The following is a 21,405-nucleotide window of genomic DNA, read 5'->3' on the forward strand; positions in this document are numbered from 1 at the left end:
CGGGGCGTTTTGCTGGGGTTGTGCGAGCGAAGGTAATGACGGCATTCGTCGCCTACTATTTTTCAATTCCCGCGCAATGCTCATTCAGTGCTTCATTCACCAGAAGCTGGATAGTTTCCACCATTCGGCAAATCCCTAGTGCCACGCTGCGTGGTATGCCATCAATCTCAAAGGCTAAATGACTAGCCAATGCCTGAACCGACGCAAGATCCTCCGTAGCATTGACCAGTAGTGTCTCGGCATCCAGTCCTTTACGTACAGTAAAAAGACCTAGCCCGTCATCAGGTGGCCCAGGCGTTGAAGACGGATTCAAATGATGGTTAATCGCACGATCAGCACAAGCGTGAAGCGAAGATGAAACCAGCGGCGGATTCGAATTGTCTTTAATCATGGCGAAGCTCCCAGAGTATTGGAGTCACCTAGAGTCTAATCGGGCTGCGAAACCCGGTCGCTGAATTTGCAGCGACCACCGAAGATTAGGCAGCCATCTTCCGAGCGACAACCCTAAAACGCTGTCGGAAGTTTCCTGCTGAGACTCACGCTTGATCTGAGTTGTTCGGCGGGGCGCGGAGCGTCCCGGGCGGCATTACCACGCGGAGCGTGGGAACGATCAAAATGGGCGGCGCGCATCAGGTTTTTCGTCTGATGCAAAACCAACTGTGGGGGAGGGTTTGCTCGCGAATGCAGTCTTTCATTCAGAGCAGCAGTGGCTGACTCACCGTATTCGCGAGCAAGCCCGCTCCCGCATTTTGACCGTGCTCACCTTGCCGGGTCTTCGGTTTCAAATTTATTGGGGATGCACGCACTTCAATATTCGCGTAGGCCCGTAAATCCAATGGCTTACTTTGAAGTGAGCCCATTACCTTTTCGTGCGTTCTTGTGGCGAGTCCCGGCGGTTTCTATCCTGAAGGCCTATCGAACATTCAGGAGTACCCGCCATGACCCTCGCGCTTCCCCCAGCCATCGCCCGTTACTTCGCCGCCAGGGCAGGCGATTTCAGCGAGTGTTTCACTGCCGATGCGGTGGTGAAGGACGAAGGCCACACTTATGTCGGGTTGCTGGCTATCCAGGCCTGGAAAGCCGGCACCGGCAACAAGTACACCTACACCAGCGAACCGTTTGCCTGTGAAGAGCAGGGCGATAAAACCGTCGTCACCAGCCATCTGGTCGGCAATTTTCCTGGAAGCCCGCTGGACCTGCAGTATTGCTTCAGTCTGGAAGGCGACAGGATTGCTGCACTGGAGATCGGAGTATGAGCTTTGACCTCGGCCTGAAGGGCCTTCGGGCACTGGTCACGGGCGGTACTAAAGGCATCGGCGCCGCCGTGGTTGCGGTGTTGCATGAGCAAGGCGCCCAAGTGATTTCGGTTGCGCGTTCGGCAGCGGATTCGACGCGCGAAGGCGTGCATTTCATTGCCGCCGACCTGGGCACCTCCGTCGGTTGTGCGAGCGCTACCGAAGCGGTGAAAGATCGGTTCGGCGGCGTGGATATCATCGTCAATGTGCTCGGCGGCTCCAGCGCGCCCGGCGGTGGTTTTGCGGTGCTCGATGATGAGCAATGGGCGAATGCGCTGAACCAGAATCTGATGGCGGCCGTGCGGGTGGACCGGGCGTTGCTGCCAGGGATGGTCGAGCGTGGCGCTGGTGTGATTATTCACGTCACCTCGATCCAGCGGGAATTGCCGTTGCCCGAATCGACCACGGCCTACGCCGCTGCCAAGGCGGCATTGGCAACGTACAGCAAGAGCCTGTCCAAAGAAGTGACGCCCAAGGGCGTGCGGGTGGTGCGTGTCTCGCCGGGCTGGGTGGAGACGGATGCAGCGGTGGCCCTGGCGGAGCGGCTGGCGGATGAAGCGGGTACGGATTATGAAGGCGGCAAGCAGATCATCATGCAGGCGCTGGGCGGGATTCCCCTCGGGCGGCCGGCCAAGCCCGAGGAAGTGGCCGACTTGATCGCGTTTCTGGTATCGCTGCGCGCCGCTTCGATCAGCGGCACCGAGTATGTGATCGATGGCGGTACGGTGCCCACGGTCTAGCTCGCGGGTTTGGCGGCCTGCCATTTGAGCAGCCCGTCCAGCACCGGGCACAGGCTCTGGCCCCATTCTGTCATACGGTACTCGACCTTGGGTGGCACCACCGGGTAAGCCGTGCGGTGCACCAGGCCATCGGCTTCGAGCTGGCGCAGCTGTTGGGCCAGCATCTTCTGCGAGATCTCCGGGATCAGCCGCTCAAGGTCGGAATAGCGCTGCACCTGGCCACCGAACAGGTGAAACAGGATGATCAGCTTCCAGCGCCCGCCGAGCCAGGCGAGTGTGGTTTCCACGTCGGCTGCGGCGGTGGCGGGGGTGTAGGTTTTGCTCATTGCGTGCGTCCTGGGAATCGCCGGAATTGGCGTTGCGAATCCGTTCCATTGCCTGGCATCTATCCAACAGTGGGAGCTGGCTTGCCTGCGATAGCGGTGCGTCAGCCAACATTTTCGGTGGCTGACACGCCCTCATCGCAGGCAAGCCAGCTCCCACATTTTGCACTGTGTTCATTTGATGAATCAGCGGCGGCTGCTGACTTCGGCCGGTACGTCGTCACCCGCCATACGCTTGCGAAACAGCGCCGTTCGCGCCAGCAGCAACGTTGTGACCGGCACCGTGATCGACAGCAAAATCGGAATCAACCACCCGTGCAGCACCGGCCCGGACTTGAGCACCGAAAAGTAGATGATCGATGCCAACGCCACACACCACGAACCCAGCGTCGAGGCCAGCGCCGGTGGGTGCATGCGCTGGAAAAAATCCTTCATGCGCAACAACCCGAGCGCCCCTATCAGCGCAAACAGGCTGCTCAGGACCAGCAGCACTCCGACGACGGCTTCCATCCATAACGGCATCATTCAATCACCTCCCCACGCAACAGGAATTTGGCCAGGGCGAACGAGCCGACAAAGCCGAACAGCGCAATCAGCAGCGCCGCTTCAAAGTAGGTGTCACTGGCATAACGGATGCCCAGCACCAGCATCATCAGCATCGCCAGGATGTACAGATAATCCAGCGCCAGTACGCGGTCCTGGGCAGACGGACCTTTGAACAGGCGGATCAACGTCAGCACCATCGCCAGTGAGAACAGGAACAGGCTCAACAGGATCGCATTGGAGAGCAGGGCGCTCATTCGAAGATCTCCATCAGGGGCCGTTCGTAGGCGGATTTGAAATGCTCGATAAACTGCGCCTCATCGTCCAGGTCGAACACATGCAGCAGCAGGACGCTGCGGTCCAGCGCCAGTTCCGACCAGATCGTGCCGGGGATTACCGTCGTGATCATCGACAGCGCCGCGAGGCCGTTGGGGCTGCGCAGGTCGATGGGGATCTTGATGAAGCGCGCGCGCGGCGGGCGTGAGCCGCAGGTCAACACGCCCCAGGCCACTTGCAGGTTGGAGACAATCACGTCGCGCCCCACCAGCAGAAACAGGCGCAGGATCACGCCGGGACGGCGCAGGCTGATCGGTTGCGGGCGCAGTGGCGCCATCATCAGCGGCGCCAGCACGCCCAGCAATGCACCGAGCAACAGGTTGCCGGGGCTCATGGACAGGTTCAGCACCAGCCACAAACCCAGCAGGGCCAGGGACAACCACGGTGCGGGAAACAGGCGCTTCATGGTTGCACCTCCAGGGCGGCTGCCTGGGCTTCGGGGCTCGGCACCGGGCGCGTCGCCATCACTGCCATCACGTAGCTTTCCGGGTTGTTCAGGCTCTTGGCGGTGGCCAGCGTGTAGCGCATCAGTGGCTCGGCCTTGAAGGTCAGCGCGATGCTCAGGCCCAGCAGCAGGAAGATCGGCACACATTCATAGCGGCGCAGCAGGGGCGAGGGCCGTTCTTCCGGGGTCCAGAAACGCTGGATGCCAAGCCGGGCGAAGGCAATCAGCGAGGCCAGCCCCGACAGGATCAACAGCGCCACCAGGCCCCAGGCCGCCGGGCGGATGGGTTCATCCACCGCGTTGCCCAGGCCCAGCGGATTGACCAGCGCATGCAGCAGGCTCAGCTTGCCGATAAACCCGGACAGGGGCGGCATGCCGATGATCAGCAGCGCGCAGGCAATAAAGCTCAGGCCCAGGAACGCCATGGTCCAGGGGATCACCTGGCCGATCACGGCTTTCTGTTCATCGTCGAGGTTGACGCCGGGCCGTGGATGCAGGGATTCCATGGCCTTGGGCAGGGCGTCGATTTCCTCGTCCAGCGGCAGGTCATTGGCCGAGCGCGAGCGTTCGATCAATTCCGCCAGTAAAAACAGCGCGCTCAACGCCAGGGTGGAGCTGACCAGATAGAACAGCGCCCCGGCCGTCAGGCTGGGCTGGGCAAACCCCACGGCCGACAGCAGGATGCCGGCCGATACCAGGATGCTCAGGCTCGCCATGCGTTCCAGGCGTTGCGCCGCGAGCATCGCCAGCGCCGCGCAGAGGATGGTCGCCATGCCGCCGTACACCAGCCAGTCACCGCCAAACAACGCCGAAGCGCCGGCCTGGCCGGAAAACAGCAAGGTCCACAGGCGCAGCACGGTGTACACGCCGACTTTGGTCATGATCGCGAACATCGCCGCCACCGGCGCGCTGGCCGATGAGTAAGCGGGCGCCAGCCAGAAGTTCAGCGGCCACATGCCGGCCTTGGCCAGGAACGCGGTGGCCAGGATCGCCGCGCCGGCGTGCAGCAGGCCGCGATCGGCCTCCGGCACCAGCGGGATTTTCAGTGCCAGGTCAGCGAAGTTCAGCGTGCCGGTCACCCCGTAGATCATCGCCGCGCCAATCAAAAACAGCGACGACGCCAGCAGGTTGATCGCGATGTAATGCAGCCCCGACGATACTCGGGCGCGGCCGGAACCGTGCAGCATCAGGCCGTAGGAGGCCGCCAGCAACACCTCGAAGAACACGAACAGATTGAATAGGTCGGCGGTGAGGAAGGCACCGTACAGGCCCATCATCTGCACCTGGAACAGCGCATGGAAACTGGTGCCGGCACGGTCCCAGCGGGCCATGGCGAACAACAGCGCGCTGACGCCGATGATCCCGGTCAGCACCAGCATCAGCGCCGACAGCTGATCCACCACCAGCACGATACCGAACGGCACTTGCCAGTTGCCCGGCAGGTACACGCCGATCGAGCCCGGGCCGCCTTGTTGTGTCCAGTACAGCAGCAATACGGCGATGCCCAGGCCGATGATGCTGGAGAACAGATTGATCCTGGCTTTGAGCGGGCGGCGTTTTTCGCCGAGCATCAGCATCAGCGCCGCGGTCAGTAACGGCAGCAGGATCGGCGCAACGATCAGTTGGTTGACCCAATTCATTCCTTGGGCTCCCGGCCGTCCACATGGTCAGTACCGGTCAGGCCCCGTGAAGCCAGCAGCACCACCAGGAACAGCGCGGTCATGGCGAAGCTGATCACGATGGCCGTGAGCACCAGCGCCTGGGGCAGGGGGTCGGTGTAGTTGAGCAGGTCTTGCGGCACGCCGTCCTTGATGATCGGCTCCTTGCCGATAAACAGGCTGCCCATGCTGAAAATGAACAGGTTGACCCCGTATGACAACAGGCACAGGCCCATCACCACCTGGAACGTCCGTGGGCGCAGGATCAACCAGACGCCGGAGGCCGCCAGGACCCCAATGGCAATTGCAATGACTTCTTCCATCAGGCGGCAGCTCCTTGTGGGTTGACGACGGCTTTGGGCTGGTTGCTCGGTTTATGCGCGCGCACCGACTGGTGGCCGAGGGCGGTGAGCATCAGCAGGGTCGAGCCGACGACCATGGCGTAGACGCCGACATCGAAGAACAGCGCGCTGGCCACATGGATATCGCCCAGCACCGGCAAGCTCAAATGCCAGGTATGGGTGGTGAGGAACGGGTAGCCGGCAAACAACGCGCCGAGCCCGGTGAGCGTTGCCGCCAACAGGCCGAAGCCCATCCAGCGCATCGGCCGCAGGCTCATCTGCGCCTCGACCCACTGCGTGCCGGCCACCATGTATTGCAGGATAAACGCCACCGACATCACCAAGCCGGCGACAAAACCGCCGCCCGGCTGGTTATGGCCGCGCATGAACAGGTAGAACGACACCACCATCGCGATCGGCAACAGCAGGCGCACCAGCACCGCCGGCACCATCATGAAGCCCAGGGCGGTGTCGCTGGCCTGGCGCGGGTTGACCAGGTCGGTGGCCACGTCCGGCGCCAGCTGGCGCTGTTGCGGCGGCAGTTCCATGCTTTCTTTCGACGGGCGGAAGCGTCGCAGCAGGGCGTACACGGTCAGGGCCACGGCGCCGAGCACGGTGATTTCGCCAAGGGTATCGAAGCCGCGGAAGTCCACCAGCATCACGTTCACCACATTGCTGCCGCCACCCTCGGGCAGGGCGCGACTGAGGTAGAACGAGGAGATATCGTTGGGGGTCTGGCGTGTCAGCATCGCGTAGGACAACAGCGCCATGCCGCCGCCCACCACGGTGGACAGCAGGAAGTCGCGCACCCGCCGAATCCGCGCCTTGCGCAGCGTGTTGGGCAGTGGCGACACCTCTTCGATCCGCCGTGGCAGCCAGCGCAGGCCGAGCAGGATCAACACGGTGGTGACCACTTCCACCACCAGTTGCGTCAGGGCCAGGTCCGGCGCCGAGAACCACACGAAGGTAATGCACGTCATCAGGCCGCACACGCTGACCATGGTCAGGGCTGCCAGCCGGTGATACTTGGCCTGCCAGGCGGCGCCCAGTGCGCAGGCAATCGCCAGCACCCACAGGGTGACGAACACGACGGAGCCGGGGATCTTCGGCCGGTCACCCCAGGTCAGGCCGCTGTTGAGCATCGGGATCAGGGCGCCGATCACCGCCACGGTCACCAGCAGGAACAATTGGGTTTGCAGGCGTTTGGTGCTGATGCGTTTTTCGATCTTGCGCACCCCGCGCATCATCACCACCAGGCAACGCTCGAAGCCGCGCTTGCCGTTGAAGTAGCCAATCAGCGGCGGATAGGTGAAACGGCCACGCTTGAGTTGCTTGCGCAGCATCAGGTACAGCACCACACCGCCGGACATCGCCACCAGGCTCATGATCATCGGCGCGTTCCAGCCGTGCCAGATCGCCAGGCTGTATTCAGGCAGCGCGCCGCCCACCACCGGCAAGGCGGCGGCGGCCAGGATCGAGCCGACCATCTGCGCCGGGAAGATACCCACCAGCAGGCAGGTGAACACCAGCAGTTCAACCGGTGCGCGCATCCAGCGTGGAGGTTCGTGGGGGGTGTGCGGCAGGTCGGTCGCCGGTGGGCCGAAGAACACGTCCACGGTGAACCGCAATGCATAGGCCACGCTGAAGGTGCCGGCGATGGTCGCGATCACGGGCAGCATGACTTCCACCCATTTTGTCGACGAGATGAATACGGTTTCGGCGAAGAACATCTCTTTGGACAGGAAGCCATTGAGCAACGGCACGCCGGCCATCGAGGCGCTGGCCACCATCGCCAGGGTCGCGGTGAACGGGATCAGGCGCACCAGCCCACTGAGCTTGCGGATGTCCCGCGTGCCGCTTTCGTGGTCGATAATGCCCGCCGCCATGAACAGCGAGGCCTTGAAGGTGGCGTGGTTGAGGATATGGAACACTGCCGCGACGGCGGCCAGCGGGCTGTTGAGGCCCAGCAGCAGGGTGATCAGCCCGAGGTGACTGATGGTGGAGTAGGCCAGCAGGCCCTTGAGATCGTTCTGGAACATGGCGCAGTAGGCGCCGAGGAGGAGGGTGAGCGCGCCGGCACCGCCGACGATCCAGAACCACTCTTCGCTGCCGGACAGCGACGGCCACAGGCGGGCCAGCAGGAACACGCCGGCCTTCACCATCGTCGCCGAGTGCAGGTAGGCCGAAACCGGTGTCGGCGCGGCCATGGCGTGGGGCAGCCAGAAGTGGAAGGGGAACTGTGCGCTTTTGCTCAGGGCGCCGATCAGCACCAGGGCCAGCATGACCGGGTACAGCGAATGCGCGCGAATCTGATCGCCCGCCACCAGCACCTGGTCCAGGTCATAGCTGCCGACGATGTGCCCCAGCAGCATCACCCCGGCCAGCAGGCACAAACCCCCTGCGCCGGTGACCATCAGCGCCATGTACGCACCCCGTCGCGCATCGGCGCGGTGGTGCCAGTAACCGATCAACAGGAAGGAAAACAGGCTGGTCAGTTCCCAGAAAAACACGATCTGGATCAGGTTGCCGGAAATCACCAGCCCGAGCATGGCGCCCATGAAGGCCAGGAAAAACGCGAAGAACCGCGGCACCGGATCGTCCGGCGACATGTAGTAACGCGCATACAGCGCCACCAGCGTACCGATACCCAGCACCAGCATCGAGAACAGCCAGGCGAAGCCATCCAGGCGCAGCACGAAATTCAGGCCGAGGCTGGGCAGCCACATGAACTCTTCACGGATGACGCCACCGTGGGCGATCTGGGGGTAGAGCAGGGCGACTTGAACGGTGCCGACCAGAGCCACCAGGCCGGCCAGCAGGGATTCGCTATTACGTGCATTGTGCGGCAGCAAGGCCGCCAGACAGCTGCCAATGAATGGCAGAAGCAGTAGAACTATCAGGGACATAGGCTTCTAATCTGCGGGAGTTTGGGATGCATCATACGTGCCGCTTTCGCGATCACCAAACGGCAAGATGTGGCAGGATCCTACAAGGGTAGGAGTAAAGCGGCTACAGCGGTTGAAAGTGGCAAGCTGCAAGCCGCAAGCTACAAGCCGAACGCCTGCCTCTTGCAGCTTGTGGCTTGCAGCTTGTAGCTCAACACATCACCCCCGATTTTCCTGCTCGACCGCGTCCTGCACATCGCCAGTTTTCGAGCTACTCCTCTTCAACTCACTCACAATCACCGCCACCACAATCAACACCGCGCCTGCCATCGCGATCGGCGGGAAGCGCTCGCCGGCAATCCGCCCGACTACGCCGGCCCACACCGGCTCGCCGGCATAGATCAAGGTGGCGCGGGTCGGCGATACACTCTGCTGCGCCCAGTTCATCGCCACCTGGATCACCGCACTGGTCAGGCCCAGGCCCACCGCGCTGAACAACAGCAGCCAGGAAAAGCCCGGCAGCGGCTCGCCCATCGGCACCACCATCAGGAATGACAGCAGCGACGCCGTGGCCAGTTGCACCACGGTCACCCGCCGCACGTCCACTTGCCCGGCAAAAGCGCTGATCAGAATGATTTCGGCGGCAATCGCCACGGCACTGATCAACGTGGCGATTTCACCGGGGCTGAAATTCAGCGACGCACCGGTCGGGCCGGTCAACAGCATCAACCCGGCAAACGCCAGCATGATGCCAATGCTCGGCATCAAGCCCGGGCGACGACCCAGCACCAGCCACTGCAACAAGGGCACAAAGGGCACATAGAGCGCGGTGATGAACGCCGACTGGCTGCTCAGGATCGTCTGCAGGCCAATGGTTTGCAAGCCGTAGCCGAACATGATCGCCACGCCGATGGACACCCCGGCCTTCAACTCGAACAGCGTCAGGTCGCGTAGCGTACGCAGGGAGAAAAAGCCGACCACAATGGCCGCTGCCGCAAAGCGCAGGCCCACGAAAAACATCGGCCCGCTGACGCTCATGGCATGCTGCACCAGCAAGAAGGTGCCGCCCCAGATCATGGTGATGACCACCAGGATGCATTCGGCTTTGCTGAAGCGATTGAAACGCGAAGGGGAGTTCGGGGCAGTCATGGCGGCTCGGTCTTGCAAGGGAAAGGCACGGACCGCACAATGCGCCGCACGCTGGGCAGTATACTGCGCACACCTACCCATTGAGCAATATAGTGCACAAAGAAAATCCACACCGGGCTTCGGTCCTGCAACACGTCAGCCAGAACGTTCGGCGCCTGCGCCATGCCGCCGACCTGAGCCAGACCGCGCTCGCGGAAAAATCCGGGGTCAGTCGGCGCATGCTGGTGGCCATCGAGGCCGGCGAAAAGAACGTCAGCCTGTCCACCCTGGACCGTGTGGCCGAAGCGCTGGAGGTGGCGTTCAGCGATTTGATCCAGGCGCCGGACGCCGGCGACCACAGTCGCATCAACGAACTGGCCTGGGCGGGTGATATCCCCGGCAGCAAAGCCGTGTTGCTGGCCAAGGCCACGGCGCGGCGTGAAGTCGAACTGTGGGAGATGCGCCTGGAGCCGGGTGATCGCTATCGTCCTGAACCTGATCCGCAAGGCTGGAGCGTGCAGGTCTTTGTGTTCGAAGGCTGTTTGACCCTGACGCTGGATGGCACGAGCAAACACATAGCGGCGGGTGAGTTCTTTATGTTTTCCAGCGATCAAACCCACGTCTATTGCAATGATGGCGTCGGGGCTGTTCGGTTTGTTCGCAATGTGGTGATTTGAAGCAACACTGAAAGTTCTGTCGCGATTCTCGGATTAGTCATCGCGACGTCCCAACTTGGGTGCATTACTTTTTTCCCGAGTTCTCCAAATGGAGAACACTGGAATAAGGGGAGATGCCCATGGCTGTAAGCCCACTTGGTATGACCAGACCGCCTTCGCCGTTAGATAATGATGCGTCATTAATCAATACGCACGCCAGTCCGGTCAAGTCCAACAGTGAGTGCCCGCCACACTGGCGTAGCTGGGAGGCTGAGCATGTGGTCGGCGCAGAAGAAAAGAAACGGGCCACGTTCGCCACACCTTTACGGTATCGCAACTACCGCGAGGATAAAGGCGTCAATCTCCCTCCCGTTGATAGAACCGCCCTGGCCCGAGCCCCATTGTGCTCAAAAAAATCCGCCGATAAATACAACATGCCTCAAGTAGGGCTCGTCTCCGAGGCCGGCTTGGAAACACGCATCGCTCGCTATACGCACAATCAGGTGCTGCCTGATTTCATCTACAATTTTTTTACGCAGGCTGACGACAAAAAGTTCCTCGCTTTCCGGCAACACCCCGAGCAGTTTCCAGTAACGCCGTTCACTTCGCAGGGCGGCATCGTATTGATGCCCAATACGCGATACATAGAAAAATATCCCGAGATTTTTCCAGAGCCCTTGAACTTGAGCGCCCGCACTCGTGATACCGGCGGCTTTGCGCTGGTGGGATACTGGATACCACCTGATCTGTTTGAACATCGCCAGGCGTTTCAAGAGATTTTCAAAAATCCCATGAATACCGGTGAGGGTGTGAATGTGCGCGAACGTGTAGGCGAATATGAAAGACGTACAAAGCGCACGTTTTTGGTGAATCCCATCGACGTGAAAAAAGAACACCTTGGCCTGCTTAAATCCTTTAAGGAAGTGAGCATGCGTTCCATCGAGCAGGTTTACGGTTATCAGCCGGGCAAGGACACTGTGCAAATATATTTGCACAGCCCGATCTACGGAGACTCAACCGCCGGCCTGCATATTCATGTGCGCGTGAATCAGCGGCTTCCGGCAGGTGAGGCCGACGCCGGCAGTATCGCACTGGATAAAATTATTGACGTGCTGGAGGACAAGGCGTTTGGCAGCGGCACTATCAAGGGCAAGGTGTTGGAGATGATGCCTAGAACGCGCTCGGGACTTTGGGTGTCGTTTAATTCGGCTTCGAATAAAAAACAGTTTGAAGGGATTCCTGTTACCTATGTTTCCAATCCATGGAAGCAACCTTGAAAAAGTAAATACAGCATGGGTCGGGTCAGTAATTGAATGCTGTGCTGATATTGGAATCCCCTTCGCCGACCTTGAGTGGGTGAAGCGATCGTTAGAATGTGTTTATTTCATGCAGAGGTCATGGCTATGTTAGTTTCTTCCACGTCACCGTCATTGGTTCCTTATACCTCGATGACCGCGCCTTCGAGTACATCAACAACCAACACCGATACAGAGCGCGCTCGCGGGGCGATGCCGAAGGCACCCGTCAATCTCTCGGGTGGAGTGCCCGTGGAGCGCAGCAGTAATGGGATTTTATTCACGCGTGATGCTCAGTTTATCGAACATGATAATGAGCTATATCGCGTAAAAAACCCTTACTACACCAATTACGTCGCCGCTGAAGAAGTGGTAATGGGGAATCTGTTCTCGATGACCGGGCTGGGCGCGCCCAAGATGATGCTGTGCAATGGTTGTGAAGGTTTTTTTGACTTTAATAAAACCACCAGAGGGGACTTTTCCGCGAATGCGGACTTGTCAAAATTTGCGTGTGTTGCGTCCAAGGTCGAGCCGAGCTTCAAGGACCTCGGTACATTCCTGTTAGATACCAAGGTGATGCCTGAATTACTCAAGGCCGAAGGTGAAAAGTCGCTCGTCAGCGCGCCAGCCGTCAAGAAAGTCATCGATTCTTATCATGCGCTCGTTCAATCCTATAAAAACGCGGACAGTCGTCTTGAAGATATTTATCAAGCTTTTCCTGACGGCCAGCATCGGCAGGCGCCGGGCGTGCTGGATAAAGTAAAGGCTGAAAACCTGATCAAGTTTTCGGTGCTGGAGAAACTCAATGACTTGTTGCCGCCAGAACTCAAGCAGGAACAGCAGCGGCACTACTTTGCCTCGCGGTTGATTAATAACTGGGATTACCTGAATTTTTCATTTTGCAATTTTGGTTATTTTCAACCCGACACGGCCAAAGACCAATACCGGGGCATGACGGTTGATTTTGGCGGGAGCGGGACGTTGGGATTTGGCGGGCTTTCCAAGGCGGAGAGCTTTGAACGTGCAACCCAGGGCGCGCGCCCGGAAAATCCGTTGCAATCGACCAGCTTGTTCGAGCGCAAGGATTCCACCTTCTCCAGCGATTTCCCGCCCTCGCTGACGGGCATCAGCACCATCCCGCGCAGCAGGCCGCTTCTTTCCACCATCAAGGATATGGTCAAGACCGAAAACGATATTTATGAGGCCAAAAATATCCAGAGCCACGAAAAGGCGCTCGGGCCTGCTCTTGAAGTCGCCTACAGATTATCGGTATTGCCCGAGCCCGCACTCCAGCAATTTTTTACCGAAAACTGGGTGGCGGGCCGTCAGGACTTCCCGTACCGCGACAAGAGCCCGGAACACAATGTCGGCACGCAACAAATGACCACCATCATGGCCGACAGGAAGAACGCCTTTATCGATCAATTCGGGCGGCGAAATATTGAACGCTGGGAAGCCAATAACCCTGAGCGCGCAGCACAGGCGAGGGCTGAGGTGGAGCATGCGGTCAATAGCGTGGTCGAGGGCAAGTATGAGGTCAGACCCCTTGGCGCTGGTAGCCAGACCATCTGACGCGGCGTGTTGCAGGCTTTCCATAAAAACGCCGCCCGGTTCAGCTGTTGGTAGCGCAACAGCAATTGAACATTTTGCTGCCCGGAGATCGCGAAAAACAGCGCTTGTTTCTACAGCCTGTTGATTTTCAGGGTGATTTATAAACGGCACGACTCCTGCAAAGGCTCCGTTATTCATTCGGAGCCTGGAGTCGGCCCATGTCAGCCCACCCTCAACATTCAGCCCATATCATCCGCTCGGACGCGGAAGCCATCGAGGTCGCTACGCGGCTGGCGGCGCGGTTTGCCCTGGAGGCCAGCGAGCGCGACCGTGAGCGGCGCCTGCCGGTGGCGGAACTCGACGAGTTCTCTGCCAGCGGCCTGTGGGGCATCACCATTCCCAAAGCCTATGGCGGCGCCGAGGTTTCGTATGTGACTGTGGCCGAGGTGATCAAGCTGATCTCCGCCGCCGACCCGTCACTGGGGCAGATTCCGCAGAACCATCTCGGCGTGGTGGATATCCTCCTGCAAACCGGCACCGAGGAGCAGAAGCGCCACTACTTCGGCAAGGTGCTGGCGGGCTATCGCTTCGGCAATGCCTTTTCCGAAGCCAAGAGCAAAAACGCCGGCACGTTCGACACGCAGATTCGCATCGACGGCGACTTCGCCCGCGTTGACGGCGAGAAGTTCTACTGCACCGGCGCGTTGTTTGCGCACATCGTGCCGACCGTCGGCAACAACGAGCACGGGCAGGCGCTGATTGCCTTTATCGAACGCGATGCGCCCGGCCTCACGGTGATTGACAGCTGGGACGGCTTCGGCCAACGCACCACCGCCAGTGGTGGCGTAACCCTCGACGGTGTGAGCGTGCCCTTGAGTGCAGTCATCCCCGCACACCTGGCGTTTGATCAACCCACCGCCGACGGCCCGATCTCGCAGATTATCCAGGCCGCAGTCGATACCGGCATTGCGCTGGGCGCGCTGGAGCAGGCGAAGATTCACGCCCGCCAGGCACGGCCCTGGATCGACAGCCAGCAGGATCACGGCTGGCAAGACCCATTCACCATTGCCGCCATCGGCGATCTGGCGTGGCGCGTGCACGGCACCGAAGCGATTCTCGCCAAGGCGGGCAGGGCGGTCGACCTGGCCCTCGCCGAACCGACTGAAGACACCGTCGCCAACGCCTCGCTGATCGTCGCCCAGGCCAAGGTGCTGTCCGCCGAAACGGCCTTGCTCGCCAGCAGCAAACTCTTCGAGCTGGCCGGCACTCGCTCGGTCACCGGCAAGCACAACCTCGACCGTTTCTGGCGTAACGCGCGCACCCACACCTTGCACGACCCGGCGCGCTGGAAATACCACCTGATCGGCAACTTCGTGCTCAACGGCGTGAAGCCCGCACGCCATGCCTGGAACTGAGGACCCTCACCCATGACTGCACTGAACCACGCACGCCAACTGCTGGAAACCACCCGCCGCTTTGTCGAGCGCAGCGACGACCCTTACGTGATCAGCCGCTTCGGCGATTTGCAGATTCGTGTCGACGTGGCTGCGGCCCTGTTCGAGCGCGCCGAAACCGACCCGAGCCCGGTGGCTGTCACCGAGGCACAGATCGCGGCCGCCGAAGCTCTTATCGCCGCCAGCAATGCGCAGTTCGAATTGACCGGCCACCGCACCGCGCTGCCGTCGCCGCTCGATGACCCGCTGCGCGTGAAATACCGGATCGTCGGCAACTACCACCTCAACGGAGTGCTTTGATGTCTCGCGAAATTCGCCTGAATGCCTTCGACATGAACTGTGTCGGCCACCAGTCGCCCGGTTTGTGGGCGCACCCCCGGGACCGTTCCTGGCAGTACAAGGACCTGGAATACTGGACGGACCTGGCGAAGATCCTCGAGCGCGGCAAGTTCGACGGGCTGTTCATCGCCGATGTGCTGGGTATCTACGACGTCTACAACGGCAATGGCGACGCGGCGATCCGCCAGGCGACGCAAGTGCCGGTCAATGATCCGCTGTCGCTGATCGCACCGATGGCCCTGGTCACCGAGCACCTGGGGTTCGGCCTGACGGCGTCGCTGTCCTTCGAGCATCCGTACCCGTTCGCGCGCAGGCTCTCCACCCTCGACCACCTGACCAAGGGCCGGGTCGGTTGGAACATTGTCACCTCCTATCTGGAAAGCGGCGCCAGGAACCTTGGGCAAAAAGCCCAGACCGAACACGATGCACGCTATGACTATGCCGAGGAATACCTGCAGGTTTGCTACAAACTCTGGGAAGGCAGCTGGGAAGACGGCGCGGTAGTGCGCGACCGCGAGCGCCGGGTGTTCAGCGACCCGCGCAAGATTCACGAGATTCGTCATGTGGGCAAACACTTCCAGGTGCCCGGCATCCACCTGTGCGAACCCTCGCCGCAGCGCACGCCGGTGCTGTACCAGGCCGGCGCCTCCAGCCGTGGCAAGCAATTCGCCGCCGAACAGGCCGAGTGCGTGTTCGTGGCGGCGCCGTCCAAGGTGCTGCTGAAAAAGACCGTCGCCGATATTCGCCGGCGTGCGGCCGAGGCGGGGCGCGATCCGCGCAAAATCCTGATCTTCAACCTGCAGACGGTGATCGTCGGCGAGACCGACGCGCAGGCCAAGGCCAAGTTCGATGACTATAAGTCCTATGTCAGCTACGAAGGCGCGATGGCGCTGATCTCCGGCTGGACCGGTATCGATTTCAGCCAGTTCAAACCCGAAGAGCCGCTCAAGCATGTGCACACCAACGCCATCCAGTCGGCGGTGGAAGCCTTTTCCACGGCCGATCCCGACAAGGTCTGGACGCCGAATGAACTGGCTAACTGGGTTGGCATCGGCGGCTTCGGCCCGCTGTTTGTCGGCGGCCCGCAGACGGTGGCGGACCTGCTGCAGGAATGGGTCGAAGAGACCGATGTGGACGGCTTCAACCTGGCGTATGCGCTGACCCACGAGACCTTTGTCGACGCCGTGGAGTGGCTGGTGCCGGAGCTGCAGAAGCGTGGCGTGTACAAGACCGAATACGCCCAGGGCACGTTGCGCGAGAAGCTGTTTGGCGAGGGCCCGAGGTTGGGCGCCAATCACCCCGGCGCCGGCTACCGCGACCTGTCCGGTTCACACAAAACCCCTGTGGCAGGGGGCTTGCCCCCGATAGCGGTGGGTCAGTCAACAGTGGTTTAACTGACATACCGCCATCGGGGGCAAGCCCCTCCCACATTTGCCCTGTGTCGTTTTGAACATTTCAGCCAGCGGACCACCGCACGCTCAAACATCCAATAGGAGTCATCCCTATGAGCGTGCTCGAACCCAAAGCCGCCCTGGAACGCCTGCACCACTGGGCGCAGCTCACACCCTTGCAGGTCGCCCTGCGCCACAAACGCCAGGGCCAATGGCATGCCTGGCGCTGGATCGATGTGTTGCGTGACGTCGAACGCGCGACTGATGGCTTGCGCCAGCAAGGCTTCAGCGAACAGTCGCGGTTGGCGCTCAGCGGCGCATTTGAGCCGAACCTGCTGTTGCTGGCGCTGGCCGCCCAATCCGTGGGCGGGCAGGTGCTGACGCTGGCCGATAATCTGGAGCCGCCAGCCCTGGAGCAACAGCTCTGGCGCCTCCACCCCAGCCACGCCTGCGTCCAGGGTCGGCAAGCCGATTGGGCATTCACCCAGCGCGTGGACTTCGCTCAACTGCTCGGCCCGTCCGACCCGGCGCAACGCCTGCAACGCTGGTGGCAGCCCGGCGCTGAAACCGTGCTGTGGAGCGAGGAGGGCACCCAGTGGCAAGGCGGTCTCGCCGTGGTGCTGGAGCAATGGCTCAACAGCGGCCACGGCCTGGCGTTTCCGGAAACCCTGGCCTCGGCGCGACGCGATCGCAGCGAAGTCGCCCCCACCGGTCTGCTGCTGTCACCCGAGCGTTTGCAGTACCTGGCCGACGAGATCGAAAGCCGCCTCGCCGCCCACGGCACCTGGCGCCGACGCCTGTGTGAATGGGCCATCGCCCATCCACAGGGCGGTCTGCGCCGGTTGCTGAAAAACCGTGTGCGCAAGCTGCTCGGGTTTCAGCGCCTGGGCTATATCTGGCAGCCGCTTAAAACCACCGCTGAGCCAACCTGGCTGGCCGAATTAAAACGGGACATTGCATGAGCCAGGCCATTTTGCAGGTGCGCGATATTTCGCTGTCGTTCAAGGGCGTCAAAGCGATCAATGCGCTGTCGTTCGAGGTGCGGCGCGGCGAGATCTGCGCGCTGATCGGCCCCAACGGCGCGGGCAAGAGCTCGTTGCTCAATGTGCTCAACGGTGTCTACCGTTTCGATGCCGGTGAGATTGTGTTCGAGGCCCAACACTTGCAGCGGATCGACCCGCTGGGCGCCGCCCGCAGAGGCATCGGCCGTACGTTCCAGAACAATGCGCTGTTCAAGAAAATGAGCGTGCTCGACAACGTCCTCACCGGCCTGTCGCGGCATATGCGCACCCACCTGATCGAACAGGCCCTCGGCCTGCCCCGCGCGCGGCGTGAAGCCGAGGCGTTTCGCCTGCGCGGGCAGGGCATCCTCGAATTTCTTGAGCTGCAAGCCCATCGCGATGTGCTGGTGGGCAACCTGTCCTATGGCCTGCAAAAGCGCGTGGAGTTGGGCCGTGCGCTGATCGCCGGGCCCAGCCTGTTGCTGCTCGACGAACCCATGGCCGGCATGAACGCCGATGAGAAACAGGACATGGCGCGCTTCGTCGCCGACGTGAATCGCGACCTGGGTACCACCGTGGTGTTGATCGAACACGACATGGGCGTGGTCATGGGCCTGTCCGACCATGTGGTGGTGCTCGACTACGGGCGCAAAGTCGGCGACGGCACGCCGGCCCAGGTGCAGGCCAACCCCGACGTGATCGCGGCCTATCTGGGAGCGGTGCATTGATGATCTCTTTCTTCGAAACCCTGCTTGGCGGTTTGCTTGCCGGCACCCTGTACTCGCTGGTCGCCATCGGCTTCGTGCTGATCTACAAGGCCAGCGGCGTGTTCAATTTCGCCCAGGGCGCGATGCTGCTGTTTGCCGCGCTGACTTTCGTCAGCCTGCACGACCAGGGCGTGCCGTTTGCCCTGGCGCTGCTGCTGACGGTGGTGGTGATGAGCGTCGGCGCCTTGCTCATCGAGCGGCTGGTGCTGCGCCCGTTGGTGAACCGCTCGCAGATCACCCTGTTCATGGCCACGCTGGGCCTGTCGTTCATCATCGAAGGCCTGGCCCAGGGCCTGATGGGCTCGCAGGTCCGTGCGCTGGACCTGGGCATCGACGACGTGCCGCTGTTTGTCGGCCCGCTGATGCTCAGCCAGTTCGACCTGATCGCTGCGGCGGCTGCCGTGGTGCTGGTGAGCATCCTCGCGCTGCTGTTCAACAAGACGCGCATCGGTGTATCGCTGCGCGCGGTGGCGGATGACACCACGGCGGCGCTGTCCATCGGCATCAACCTCAATCGCATCTGGCAGATCGTCTGGGCGGCGGCCGGCATCGTCGGGCTGGTCGCCGGGCTGTTGTGGGGCGCGCGCCAGGGGGTGCAGTTCTCGTTGTCGCTGGTGGTGCTCAAGGCCTTGCCGGTGTTGATTATCGGCGGCTTCACCTCGATAGGCGGGGCGATTGTCGGCGGGCTGATCGTCGGCGCGGCCGAGAACCTCGCCGAGGTGTACATCGGCCCGTTGATCGGCGGCGGTATCACGCCGTGGTTCGCCTATGTATTGGCGCTGGCCTTCCTGTATATCCGTCCCGCCGGCCTGTTCGGCGAGCGTGCCATCGAGCGAGTCTGAAACCATGTCGATTCCCATTGTTCAAACCGCGCCACTCTTGCTGGTACAGCGCCGAGTTCCCTGGGGCCTGCTCGGTCTGCTGGCCCTGGCCTTTGTCGTGGTGCCGCTGTGGAGCAACGACTATTGGCTCAATGCGATCCTGATCCCCTTTCTGGTGCTGTCCCTGGCCGGGCTGGGCTTGAACCTGCTGACCGGCTACACCGGGCAAACGTCGGTGGGCGCGGCCGGCTTCATGGCGGTGGGCGCGTTCGCCACCTACGGGTTTTTGCTGCGCCTGCCCGAGCTGGGCTTGCCGGTGGCGCTGCTGGGCGGCGGGATTATCAGCGCCTTGGTGGGCCTGTTGTTCGGCCTGCCCAGCTCGCGGATCAAGGGCTTCTACCTGATGGTCACGACGCTGGCGGCGCAGTTCTTTCTCGAGTGGCTGTTCGTCAAGTTCCCCTGGTTCTATAACTATGGCTCGTCCGGGACCATCTCCGCACCGCAGCTGACGCTGTTGGGTCACGACCTCAACACGCCGCTGGGCCGCTACTGGCTGACCCTGGTCACGGTACTGCTGCTGACCTGGACCGCCGTCAACCTGGTGCGCAGCCAGGTCGGGCGCAACTGGATGGCGATCCGCGACATGGACACCGCCGCCGCCGTGGTCGGCATCCCGGTGGTGCGCTACAAGCGCCTGGCGTTCGCGGTCAGCTCGTTCTACTTAGGCATTGCCGGTGCGTTGTGGGCGTTCGCCTACCTGGGCACGGCCAGCGCCAGCAGCTTCGATATCAACCGCTCGTTCCAGATCCTGTTCATCATCATTATCGGTGGCATGGGCAGCATTGCCGGCAACTTCGTGGGCGCGGCCTTCATCAGCCTGCTGCCGATCCTGCTCAGCCACGCCGGGCAGGCGCTGTTCGGCGGCTCGGTCGATGCGGGGCAGTTGCAGAACCTGCAGAAAATCATTTTTGGCGTGTTGATCATCGTGTTCCTGATCAAGGAACCCGAGGGCTTGATTCGCCTGTTGCACACCCTGCGTGACCGTCTGCGGCAGTGGCCGCTGCGTTTCTAACCTTTGCTCAAGAGAACTTCCATGCCTGCATCCTTGAAACGTTCCCTGCTCGGCACCGCGTTCGCGCTGGTGGCCCTGGCCGGTGTTGTGCCCCAGGTCGTGGCCTCGCCCGACCAGCAATTCATTCCCCTGGCGACCTACCGGGTCGGCGCCTATGCCTCCAGCGGCGTGCAGGTGTGGGCCGGGATGATCGACTACCTGCGCTATATCAATGAAGTCGAGGGCGGCATCAATGGCGTGAAGCTGGTGTGGCAGGAGTGCGAGACCGAGTGGACCGCGGAGAAGGGCATCGAATGCTACGAGCGCTTCAAAAATGGCCTGGATGGCGCGCCGGTCGCGGTCTACCAGCCCAACGGCGCGCCGGCCGCCTACGCACTGAGTGAACGGGCGGAAGTGGACAAGATTCCGCTGATCACCCTCGGTTACGGTCGCACCGAAGCCACCGACGGCACGGTGTTTCCCTACAACTTCCCGGTGATGCTGACTTTCTACAGCGAGGCCTCGACCCTGGTGAACTACATTGCCGAGCGCGAAGGCGGCTTCGACAAACTCAAGGGCAAGAAGATCGCCACGGTCTATCACGACTCGGCCTACGGTCGCGAAACCCTCGGCCCGTTGAAGTTGCTCGCCGACAAGTACGGCTTCGAGAATATCCAGATTCCGGTGGCCGACCCCGGCAACGAGCAGTCGGCGCAGTGGCGCCAGGTACGCCAGGCCAATCCGGACTGGGTATTCCTGCGCACCTGGGGCGTGTCCACCCCGGTGGCGGTGAAGACGGCGGCGCGCTTCGGCTTCCCGGTGGACCATATCATCGGCGATATCTGGGCCAGTTCCAGCGAAGACGTGCTGCCGGCCGGTGCTGCCGCCAAAGGCTATCTGGCGCTCACGCCGTACCCGGCAGGCAGCGACTTCGAGATCCACAAGCGTCTCAAGCAGTCGGTCCTCGACAAGGGCCACAGCGACCTCAAGGACCTGAAGAACTTCGGCAGCGTCTACTACAACTCGGGCCTGGTGAACGCCGCCGTGGCCGTGGAGGCGATTCGCACGGCCCAGGCCAAATTCGGCAAGCGCCCGCTCAATGGCGAAGAAGGGCGCTGGGGCCTCGAACACCTGAACATTGATGATGCGCGCCTCAAGGACATGGGCTACCTGGGCCTGATGCAAAACCTCAAGCTGTCGTGCCGCGACCATGAAGGCGGCGGTTCGGCGCGAGTGCAGCAGTGGGACGGTGCCAACTGGACACTGATCAGCGACTGGATCGCCGCCGACCGGGCGTTGTTGCGTCCGCTGATCGATGAAAAATCCGCCGCGTTCGCCAAGGAAAAGCACCTGACGCCGCGCACCTGCAGCGGGGATGAATAAAC

Annotated in this window: 22 protein-coding genes; 13 read left to right on the forward strand and 9 right to left on the reverse strand. The window is 61.6% G+C overall.

Features of this window, described 5'->3' with window-relative positions:
* Positions 1-55: 55 nt before the first annotated feature.
* Complete coding sequence (locus BFP89_RS27185; RefSeq protein ID WP_083208026.1) at positions 56-391, reverse strand: DUF6124 family protein; 336 nt, start codon at positions 389-391, stop codon at positions 56-58.
* A 547-nt stretch (positions 392-938) separates the two neighbouring features.
* On the opposite strand from BFP89_RS27185, the gene BFP89_RS07645 reads away from it, so the two are divergent.
* Positions 939-1,256, forward strand: a complete 318-nt coding sequence (locus BFP89_RS07645) for a nuclear transport factor 2 family protein (RefSeq protein ID WP_065884909.1) — start codon at positions 939-941, stop codon at positions 1,254-1,256.
* Positions 1,253-2,035, forward strand: coding sequence for an SDR family oxidoreductase (locus BFP89_RS07650; protein ID WP_065884910.1), 783 nt, complete (start codon positions 1,253-1,255; stop codon positions 2,033-2,035). Before BFP89_RS07645 ends, BFP89_RS07650 begins: the two co-directional genes overlap by 4 nt.
* Here the strand turns inward: BFP89_RS07650 and BFP89_RS07655 are convergent.
* The 8 genes from BFP89_RS07655 to BFP89_RS07690 form a co-directional block, all read right to left on the reverse strand.
* Positions 2,032-2,361, reverse strand: coding sequence for a winged helix-turn-helix transcriptional regulator (locus BFP89_RS07655; RefSeq protein ID WP_065884911.1), 330 nt, complete (start codon positions 2,359-2,361; stop codon positions 2,032-2,034). The genes BFP89_RS07650 and BFP89_RS07655 overlap by 4 nt on opposite strands.
* A gap of 183 nt (positions 2,362-2,544) precedes the next feature.
* Positions 2,545-2,883 carry a Na+/H+ antiporter subunit G gene (locus BFP89_RS07660; protein WP_065884912.1) on the reverse strand — a complete coding sequence of 113 codons (339 nt, stop codon included), beginning with the start codon at positions 2,881-2,883 and terminating at the stop codon, positions 2,545-2,547.
* Positions 2,880-3,158 (reverse strand): K+/H+ antiporter subunit F, encoded by a 279-nt coding sequence (locus BFP89_RS07665; protein ID WP_010209507.1) that lies wholly within the window; start codon positions 3,156-3,158, stop codon positions 2,880-2,882. The genes BFP89_RS07660 and BFP89_RS07665 overlap by 4 nt, the downstream gene beginning before the upstream one ends.
* Positions 3,155-3,643, reverse strand: a complete 489-nt coding sequence (locus tag BFP89_RS07670; protein ID WP_065884913.1) for a Na+/H+ antiporter subunit E — start codon at positions 3,641-3,643, stop codon at positions 3,155-3,157. Before BFP89_RS07670 ends, BFP89_RS07665 begins: the two co-directional genes overlap by 4 nt.
* Positions 3,640-5,322, reverse strand: a complete 1,683-nt coding sequence (locus tag BFP89_RS07675; RefSeq protein ID WP_065884914.1) for a monovalent cation/H+ antiporter subunit D — start codon at positions 5,320-5,322, stop codon at positions 3,640-3,642. Before BFP89_RS07675 ends, BFP89_RS07670 begins: the two co-directional genes overlap by 4 nt.
* Positions 5,319-5,663, reverse strand: coding sequence for a Na+/H+ antiporter subunit C (locus tag BFP89_RS07680; RefSeq protein ID WP_003192163.1), 345 nt, complete (start codon positions 5,661-5,663; stop codon positions 5,319-5,321). Before BFP89_RS07680 ends, BFP89_RS07675 begins: the two co-directional genes overlap by 4 nt.
* The gene (locus BFP89_RS07685; protein ID WP_065884915.1) at positions 5,663-8,587 is read right to left on the reverse strand and encodes a monovalent cation/H+ antiporter subunit A; all 2,925 of its coding nucleotides are present in this window, start codon (positions 8,585-8,587) and stop codon (positions 5,663-5,665) included. The genes BFP89_RS07680 and BFP89_RS07685 overlap by 1 nt, the downstream gene beginning before the upstream one ends.
* Before the next feature lie 198 nt (positions 8,588-8,785).
* Entirely contained in the window at positions 8,786-9,715 is a 930-nt protein-coding gene (locus BFP89_RS07690) for a DMT family transporter (protein WP_065884916.1), read from the reverse strand.
* Positions 9,716-9,807: 92 nt separating this feature from the next.
* Here BFP89_RS07690 and BFP89_RS07695 point away from each other — a divergent pair, with 92 nt between their 5' ends.
* From BFP89_RS07695 to BFP89_RS07745, 11 genes are all read left to right on the forward strand, one after another.
* A complete protein-coding gene (locus tag BFP89_RS07695; RefSeq protein WP_065884917.1) occupies positions 9,808-10,371 on the forward strand; it encodes a helix-turn-helix domain-containing protein in 564 nt (187 codons plus the stop codon).
* A gap of 119 nt (positions 10,372-10,490) precedes the next feature.
* The gene (locus BFP89_RS07700) at positions 10,491-11,627 is read left to right on the forward strand and encodes a hypothetical protein (protein WP_141689054.1); all 1,137 of its coding nucleotides are present in this window, start codon (positions 10,491-10,493) and stop codon (positions 11,625-11,627) included.
* Between the two features lie 126 nt (positions 11,628-11,753).
* Positions 11,754-13,217, forward strand: coding sequence for a hypothetical protein (locus BFP89_RS07705; protein ID WP_218061316.1), 1,464 nt, complete (start codon positions 11,754-11,756; stop codon positions 13,215-13,217).
* A 197-nt stretch (positions 13,218-13,414) separates the two neighbouring features.
* Complete coding sequence (locus tag BFP89_RS07710; RefSeq protein WP_065884920.1) at positions 13,415-14,611, forward strand: SfnB family sulfur acquisition oxidoreductase; 1,197 nt, start codon at positions 13,415-13,417, stop codon at positions 14,609-14,611.
* A gap of 12 nt (positions 14,612-14,623) precedes the next feature.
* Positions 14,624-14,950, forward strand: coding sequence for an acyl-CoA dehydrogenase (locus tag BFP89_RS07715; protein WP_065884921.1), 327 nt, complete (start codon positions 14,624-14,626; stop codon positions 14,948-14,950).
* Positions 14,950-16,383 carry an LLM class flavin-dependent oxidoreductase gene (locus BFP89_RS07720; protein ID WP_065884922.1) on the forward strand — a complete coding sequence of 478 codons (1,434 nt, stop codon included), beginning with the start codon at positions 14,950-14,952 and terminating at the stop codon, positions 16,381-16,383. The genes BFP89_RS07715 and BFP89_RS07720 overlap by 1 nt, the downstream gene beginning before the upstream one ends.
* Before the next feature lie 110 nt (positions 16,384-16,493).
* The gene (locus tag BFP89_RS07725) at positions 16,494-17,342 is read left to right on the forward strand and encodes an acyl-CoA synthetase (protein ID WP_065884923.1); all 849 of its coding nucleotides are present in this window, start codon (positions 16,494-16,496) and stop codon (positions 17,340-17,342) included.
* Complete coding sequence (locus BFP89_RS07730; protein WP_065884924.1) at positions 17,339-18,109, forward strand: ABC transporter ATP-binding protein; 771 nt, start codon at positions 17,339-17,341, stop codon at positions 18,107-18,109. Before BFP89_RS07725 ends, BFP89_RS07730 begins: the two co-directional genes overlap by 4 nt.
* Entirely contained in the window at positions 18,109-18,990 is an 882-nt protein-coding gene (locus tag BFP89_RS07735) for a branched-chain amino acid ABC transporter permease (RefSeq protein WP_065884925.1), read from the forward strand. Before BFP89_RS07730 ends, BFP89_RS07735 begins: the two co-directional genes overlap by 1 nt.
* A 4-nt stretch (positions 18,991-18,994) precedes the next feature.
* A complete protein-coding gene (locus BFP89_RS07740) occupies positions 18,995-20,041 on the forward strand; it encodes a branched-chain amino acid ABC transporter permease (RefSeq protein WP_065884926.1) in 1,047 nt (348 codons plus the stop codon).
* Positions 20,042-20,062: 21 nt separating this feature from the next.
* Positions 20,063-21,403 carry an ABC transporter substrate-binding protein gene (locus BFP89_RS07745; protein WP_065884927.1) on the forward strand — a complete coding sequence of 447 codons (1,341 nt, stop codon included), beginning with the start codon at positions 20,063-20,065 and terminating at the stop codon, positions 21,401-21,403.
* Positions 21,404-21,405: the final 2 nt, after the last annotated feature.

It is taken from the genome of Pseudomonas sp. 31 R 17 (genome assembly GCF_900004915.1).
GTDB classification, from domain to species: Bacteria; Pseudomonadota; Gammaproteobacteria; order Pseudomonadales; family Pseudomonadaceae; genus Aquipseudomonas; species Aquipseudomonas orientalis_A.

Coding starts and splice junctions, on each gene's coding strand:
- BFP89_RS27185 (WP_083208026.1), bottom strand. CDS start 391: ATGATTAAAGACAATTCGAATCCGCCGCTGGTTTCATCTTCGCTTCAC.
- BFP89_RS07645 (WP_065884909.1), top strand. CDS start 939: ATGACCCTCGCGCTTCCCCCAGCCATCGCCCGTTACTTCGCCGCCAGG.
- BFP89_RS07650 (WP_065884910.1), top strand. CDS start 1,253: ATGAGCTTTGACCTCGGCCTGAAGGGCCTTCGGGCACTGGTCACGGGC.
- BFP89_RS07655 (WP_065884911.1), bottom strand. CDS start 2,361: ATGAGCAAAACCTACACCCCCGCCACCGCCGCAGCCGACGTGGAAACC.
- BFP89_RS07660 (WP_065884912.1), bottom strand. CDS start 2,883: ATGATGCCGTTATGGATGGAAGCCGTCGTCGGAGTGCTGCTGGTCCTG.
- BFP89_RS07665 (WP_010209507.1), bottom strand. CDS start 3,158: ATGAGCGCCCTGCTCTCCAATGCGATCCTGTTGAGCCTGTTCCTGTTC.
- BFP89_RS07670 (WP_065884913.1), bottom strand. CDS start 3,643: ATGAAGCGCCTGTTTCCCGCACCGTGGTTGTCCCTGGCCCTGCTGGGT.
- BFP89_RS07675 (WP_065884914.1), bottom strand. CDS start 5,322: ATGAATTGGGTCAACCAACTGATCGTTGCGCCGATCCTGCTGCCGTTA.
- BFP89_RS07680 (WP_003192163.1), bottom strand. CDS start 5,663: ATGGAAGAAGTCATTGCAATTGCCATTGGGGTCCTGGCGGCCTCCGGC.
- BFP89_RS07685 (WP_065884915.1), bottom strand. CDS start 8,587: ATGTCCCTGATAGTTCTACTGCTTCTGCCATTCATTGGCAGCTGTCTG.
- BFP89_RS07690 (WP_065884916.1), bottom strand. CDS start 9,715: ATGACTGCCCCGAACTCCCCTTCGCGTTTCAATCGCTTCAGCAAAGCC.
- BFP89_RS07700 (WP_141689054.1), top strand. CDS start 10,491: ATGGCTGTAAGCCCACTTGGTATGACCAGACCGCCTTCGCCGTTAGAT.
- BFP89_RS07705 (WP_218061316.1), top strand. CDS start 11,754: ATGTTAGTTTCTTCCACGTCACCGTCATTGGTTCCTTATACCTCGATG.
- BFP89_RS07710 (WP_065884920.1), top strand. CDS start 13,415: ATGTCAGCCCACCCTCAACATTCAGCCCATATCATCCGCTCGGACGCG.
- BFP89_RS07715 (WP_065884921.1), top strand. CDS start 14,624: ATGACTGCACTGAACCACGCACGCCAACTGCTGGAAACCACCCGCCGC.
- BFP89_RS07720 (WP_065884922.1), top strand. CDS start 14,950: ATGTCTCGCGAAATTCGCCTGAATGCCTTCGACATGAACTGTGTCGGC.
- BFP89_RS07725 (WP_065884923.1), top strand. CDS start 16,494: ATGAGCGTGCTCGAACCCAAAGCCGCCCTGGAACGCCTGCACCACTGG.
- BFP89_RS07730 (WP_065884924.1), top strand. CDS start 17,339: ATGAGCCAGGCCATTTTGCAGGTGCGCGATATTTCGCTGTCGTTCAAG.
- BFP89_RS07735 (WP_065884925.1), top strand. CDS start 18,109: ATGATCTCTTTCTTCGAAACCCTGCTTGGCGGTTTGCTTGCCGGCACC.
- BFP89_RS07740 (WP_065884926.1), top strand. CDS start 18,995: ATGTCGATTCCCATTGTTCAAACCGCGCCACTCTTGCTGGTACAGCGC.
- BFP89_RS07745 (WP_065884927.1), top strand. CDS start 20,063: ATGCCTGCATCCTTGAAACGTTCCCTGCTCGGCACCGCGTTCGCGCTG.